Source organism: Mesorhizobium sp. M7D.F.Ca.US.004.03.1.1 (assembly GCF_003998635.1).
In the GTDB taxonomy this organism is placed as follows: domain Bacteria; phylum Pseudomonadota; class Alphaproteobacteria; order Rhizobiales; family Rhizobiaceae; genus Mesorhizobium; species Mesorhizobium loti.
Window position 1 is genome coordinate 1 of sequence record NZ_RZQG01000399.1, and the last position, 5,316, is coordinate 5,316.

The 5,316-nt window shown below is 62.4% G+C and carries 6 protein-coding genes and 1 pseudogene; 3 read left to right on the plus strand and 4 right to left on the minus strand.

What is annotated here, in order from left to right; genetic code table 11:
• Positions 1-188 (plus strand): annotated as a pseudogene (locus tag EN935_RS20970) (histidine phosphatase family protein); the annotation flags it as partial.
• A gap of 51 nt (positions 189-239) precedes the next feature.
• On the opposite strand, the gene EN935_RS20975 reads toward EN935_RS20970, so the two are convergent.
• Positions 240-479, minus strand: coding sequence for a DUF680 domain-containing protein (locus EN935_RS20975; RefSeq protein ID WP_127263839.1), 240 nt, complete (start codon positions 477-479; stop codon positions 240-242).
• A gap of 234 nt (positions 480-713) precedes the next feature.
• Positions 714-956 (minus strand): DUF680 domain-containing protein, encoded by a 243-nt coding sequence (locus EN935_RS20980; protein WP_109662951.1) that lies wholly within the window; start codon positions 954-956, stop codon positions 714-716.
• A 465-nt stretch (positions 957-1,421) separates the two neighbouring features.
• On the opposite strand from EN935_RS20980, the gene EN935_RS20985 reads away from it, so the two are divergent.
• Entirely contained in the window at positions 1,422-2,090 is a 669-nt protein-coding gene (locus EN935_RS20985; RefSeq protein ID WP_109662947.1) for a response regulator, read from the plus strand.
• A gap of 5 nt (positions 2,091-2,095) precedes the next feature.
• The gene (locus EN935_RS20990) at positions 2,096-3,454 is read left to right on the plus strand and encodes a sensor histidine kinase (RefSeq protein ID WP_109662945.1); all 1,359 of its coding nucleotides are present in this window, start codon (positions 2,096-2,098) and stop codon (positions 3,452-3,454) included.
• Between the two features lie 13 nt (positions 3,455-3,467).
• Here the strand turns inward: EN935_RS20990 and EN935_RS20995 are convergent, their stop codons facing one another.
• Entirely contained in the window at positions 3,468-4,346 is an 879-nt protein-coding gene (locus EN935_RS20995) for an ABC transporter permease (protein ID WP_127263837.1), read from the minus strand.
• 11 nt (positions 4,347-4,357) lie between these two features.
• Positions 4,358-5,167: an ABC transporter ATP-binding protein gene (locus EN935_RS21000; RefSeq protein WP_127263835.1), complete on the minus strand. Its 810-nt coding sequence runs from the start codon at positions 5,165-5,167 to the stop codon at positions 4,358-4,360.
• Between the last annotated feature and the right edge of the window lie 149 nt (positions 5,168-5,316).

Consider the following 5,316-nt stretch of genomic DNA (forward strand, 5'->3'; position numbering starts at 1 on the left):
GCCACAATCCGGGCCTGGAGGATTTGGCCAGACAGCTTGCCGGACCAGAGTCGGAGGCCAAGGCGCGCAAGAAGCTCGATGAAAAATTCCCGACTGCTGCCCTTGCGCGCTTCGTCTTCGAGGGCGACTGGTCCGGCCTGTCCTCCGCCCGGCTGACACATTGTCTGCGGCCAAAGGATCTGGGCTAGAAATCTGGTGTCGAGCGGGCGCGGCGGGTCAAACCCGCGGCGCCCGAGACATCAGTTGCCCCAGATGCCCTGGCCGGGTTCCGGCCAATCGGTGGTGGTCTTCGTCCTGGTGCCGGCAGCCTTGTGCTCAGCCATATTCGTGTTCTTGACCGCCCCGGTGACGGCATGATCGACGCCGGCAACCGGGGCAGCCGGCTGGTTGGTACTGGTGGAGTTGTAGTGGTCGCTGCCGGCAAAAGCGCTGCCCGTGGCAACGAGAATGGCGGCGGCGATAAGAGAAATCCTGTTCATTTTCAAGTCTCCTGGTTCTTTCCGTCAGGCGGCGTCTTGGGAGGACGGTTCCGCTAAGGACAAGACCCTGGGCAGTCCGGTTTTATTCCTGGATGTGGAATGTTTTTTTGCCGACTGCAGGATTGGCGCCTTGAGCCGAAGCCGCCGGCCGGTGCCTATTCCTCCGCGCAAAAAACAAGAGCGGTGGGCCAAGCCCACCGCTCTTTGTAGTCAAGTAATCAAGGCCTGCGTTGTTCAGTGGCCCCAGATGCCCTGGCCAGACTGAGCCGGCACCTTGGCATTAGCGTCGCCCTGTGCCTTTTCGGACTTCACGATCGAGCCGGTGTGCGAGGTGTCGATGTTGGAAAGCGACTGGCTCGAAGCCGACTGGTTGGCAACCGGCTGGTTGGCATTGTAAGAGCCATAGTTGTCGCTGCCGGCAAAAGCAGTGCCCGTGGCAACGAGGATAGCGGCGGCGGTAAGAGCGATCTTGGTCATTTTATTTACTCCAGTGTTTGTTCTGTCCGTCTAGTGGCGTGCCCTTGGGAGGAATTTCGCGTCGCTCGGACCACCCCGAGATGGGTTTGCCTCGCCGCGGATTCCAATCACGAAGATGTTCCATAGGCCGTGTGAATCCGCCCCTTGAAATTCAGCAAGGGGGTTCGGCAGGGATAATTTTTATAAATAATATCAGATACTTATTGAAAACGTCGTTTTCCACACCAAGGCATTCTGGCCGCCGGTGTTCACTACGTGCTGCACGGTCCGTCAACAGAAAACGAACCGATCGGTTCGATTTGTGCGGCCACGCCACCATCTGAACTTCTGGATCTCCTGCATTTGCCTTGCGGATGGATCGAGATTATCGCTTGTGCACGATCATCAATCGGGCGCGACTTAGCGGTGCCAGTTGAAGAAGCGGGCGGAAATCCGGGTGACCTGCACCCCAGGACAGCGATAGAAATGCGGTTGCTGCTTGTAGAAGACAATCGCGAACTGGCGGATTGGCTGGGCAAGACCCTGCGTCAGGCGAACTATGTCGTCGACATCGTCCATGATGGCGAGGATGTCGAACACGCGCTCGCAGCCGGCGACCACGCGCTTGTCATCCTCGACCTGGCGCTGCCGCGCATGAGCGGGCTGGAGGTGCTGCGCATGTTGCGGGCCCGTGGCAACCGGGTGCCGGTGATCGTGCTGACCGCCAATGCCAGTCTCGACGGTCGGGTCAAGGGCCTCAATGAAGGCGCCGACGACTATCTGGCGAAGCCTTTCCAGATCGAAGAGCTCGAAGCGCGCATCCGTGCGCAATTGCGCCGAGCCAATGACCGCACCGCGCCGGTCGTTGCCTGCGGCGATCTCGTCTTCGACACCAACACGCGGCTGTTTTCGCTCGCCGGCGAGACGCTGGCGCTGACGCCGCGCGAGCACGCGGTGCTCGAACAGCTTGTAGTCAAGGCCGGGCGCACGGTGAGCAAGGCGGCATTGTCGGCCGCTATCTATGATTTCGAGACCGACGCCGACCCCAGCGCCATCGAGATCTATGTGCACCGCGTGCGCAAAAAGCTCGAAGGGGCGCGGGTCCGTATCGTCACGCTGCGCGGCCTCGGCTATCTCCTGCGCCTTGAAGACTAGGCGCCATGAGGATTAACAGTCTCCGCTTGCAGCTTCTTGCTTGGGTGGTGTTGCCGCTCGTCGGCCTCGCCACCATCAATCTGTGGACCAGCCACCGCAACGCGCTGGCAACCGCGGACCTCGTCACCGATCGCATGCTGATGGGCTCGGCGCGTGCTATCGCCGAACGCGTCGCCGTGACTGACGGCATGCTCGACGCCACGATACCGCCGGCGGCGATCGAGATGTTCGACACCGGCGATCACGACAGCGTCTACTACCATGTCAAGACCGCCGGAGGGCGGCTGCTGACCGGCTATCCGGATCTGCCGGAAGCACCGAAGTCCCCGGACACAGAGGCAACCTATCGCGACCATCGGCTGCGGTTGCTGACCTTCAGCCACACGGTGGTCGGCGCCGGAGACGATTCGCCGATCACCGTTACGGTCGGCGTCACGCTTGCCGGACACGACGCCATGGTGCAGCGTCTCTGGTTTGGCGCCTTTGCCCAACAACTGGCGCTGGTGGCGATTGCCGGTTTGTTCGTTCTGCTGGGCTTGCATCGCGGCCTTGCGCCCTTGATCCGGTTGCGCGACGCGGTGCGCTCGCCAAGCCGCAGCGAGTTGGATCCGGTCGAAGTGCCAGGGGCGCAAAGCGAAATCCGCCCGCTGATCGATGCGCTGAACGCCTATATGGAGCGCGTGCGGGCGCAGATGGCGGCGCAACGCCGCTTCATCGCCAATGCGGCGCACCAGTTGCGGACACCGCTGGCGCTGCTGTCGACACAGGCAAGCTACGCGCTGCGCGAAAGTGCCTCCGACGCGCGCCAGGAAGCGCTGATGGCGCTGCAGGCCAGTTCCGGCCGGCTGGCGCGGTTGGCCGAACAGCTTCTGACCCTGTCACGGGCGGAGCCGGGCAGCCGGCGGCCGCGCGCCGACCATATCGACCTTACCGAAGCCGCCCGCCACGTGCTGGAAACGCAGGCGCCGACAGCGATCGGCCGCAATATCGATCTCGGCCTCGAGGAGACCGGTCCGGTGCCGGTCATCGGCGACGGCACCATGTTGCGAGAGATGATCGTCAACCTCGTCGACAATGCGCTGCGTTACTCCCGGGCCGACGGCAGCGTCACGGTGAAATTGGCGACCATCGACGGCGAAGCCGTGCTGACGGTCGCCGACGATGGGCCCGGCATCCCGTTGGATGAGCGAGACCATGTGTTCGAACGCTTCTACCGCATTGCTGGATCGACCGAGGAAGGCAGCGGGCTTGGCCTGGCCATTGTGCGCGAGGTCGTCGACAATGCCGGCGGCCGCGTCACCCTCGGGGATGGCGCGGCCGGCGGTCTGGTGGTCGAGGTAAGGCTGCCGCTGGCAAGCAGCTAAGGTCTGTCGCCGCTCACTGCGTCTCATGCAGGGGCTGGGGACGCCATTTCGCCAGGCGATCCTCGACCATGGTCATCAGATATTCAGCACCCAGCGCCACCACCATGACGATGACGATCGCGGCGTACATGCCAGCGGCGTCAAAGGAACCCTTGGCGATGTTGATCAGCAGGCCGATACCGTAACGCGAGCCGACGAACTCGCCAACGATCGCGCCGATGATGGCAAAGCCGAAGCTGACATGCAGGCTGGCGAAGATCCAGCTCATCGCCGAAGGGACAATCACCGAACGGGTCAGCTGCCAATTGGACGCGCCCAGGATGCGGGCGTTCGCAATCATTGCCCTGTCGGCTTCGCGCACGCCCTGGAAGGCATTGTGAAAGACAACGAAGAAAACCATCACGAAGGCAAGCGCCACTTTCGAAGCGAGGCCAAGGCCGAGGATCATGATGAAGATCGGCGCCAGGACGACGCGCGGAATGGAATTGATCACCTTGATGTAGATCGAGAAAATGTCGGCAGCCATGCGGTTGCGCCCGAGCGCGACGCCGATGATGATACCGGCAACCGAGCCGGTGACGAAGCCGATGACCGCCTCCTCCATGGTGACATAGAGATGATACCAGAGGGGACCCTCGGACGTTCCTTCCGTCGTCCATTCATAGAGCCGCTGCGTGATCGTACTCGGCATTGCGTAGAAGAACGGGTCGATCCACGCTTGGCGCGCGGCAATTTCCCACAAGCCTAGAAAGGCGACCAGGATCGCGACCCGCCAGAACATCACCGTGCGGCGGCGATTCCGTGCCGCCTTGGCGGCGGCCGCCTCGATTTCCGCATCGGAAGTGCCCGGCCTGAAAGCTCCTGCGCTGATGTCGATGGTAGCATCGGTCATGGCGTTCCTCCTCAGGCCGCGGCACGTGCATAGCTGGTCTCGACCTCTTCCTTGAGATCAGCCCAGATCGTGCGCGAGTAATCGATGAAGCTCTGCTCGTAGCGGATATCGGCGACCACGCGCGGCCGCGGCAGATCGATCGTGTAGACCGACTTTACCGTGGCCGGTCCGGCGGTCAGGACATAGACCTTGTCGGCGAGCGCGATCGCCTCTTCGAGATCATGCGTTACGAAGACCACGGACGCCTTTGCCTCAGACCACAGGCGCAGCAATTCCTCATGCATCAGGACGCGTGTCTGCACGTCCAGCGCCGAAAACGGTTCGTCCATCAGCAGGATCTCAGGGCCGTTTATGAAGGTTTGGGCCAGCGCCACACGTTTGCGCATGCCGCCGGAAAGCTGGTGCGGATAGTGCTGCTCGAAACGCGACAGGCCGACGCGCGCCAGCCAGTCGCGTGCCGCGGCCGTGGCATCCGACTTCGCCCTGCCACGAAAGAGCGGGCCAGCCATCACATTCTCGATCACATTTCGCCAGGGAAACAAGGCATCGCTTTGGAAAACAAAACCGATGCGCGGGTCTATTCCCTTGACGGGCGCGCCCATGACACGAACCTCGCCGGCGCTTGGACTGGCCAACCCGGTGACGAGGTTGAGGGTGGTGGACTTTCCGCAACCGGTCGGACCGACAACGGCGACGAATTCGCCGCGCTCGACGGTCATGGTGAAATCGCGCAGCGCCGTCAGTGATTTGCCGGTGGGTGTGAGGAACCGCCGACTGACATTGATCAGTTCAATCGCTGGTGTGGTCTTTTCATGGGTCATGATGGAACTCCGGGTTCGAGCGGACGCCCGCCGTCGGCCAGAGCCGCCGGACGTGAAAAACCGACGGTTGCCGGCGCGGCGACGCGCATCGCGCCGGCATGGTCTGCTACTTGGCGTTCTTGACGAATTCCGAGGTGTAGGTCTTGGAG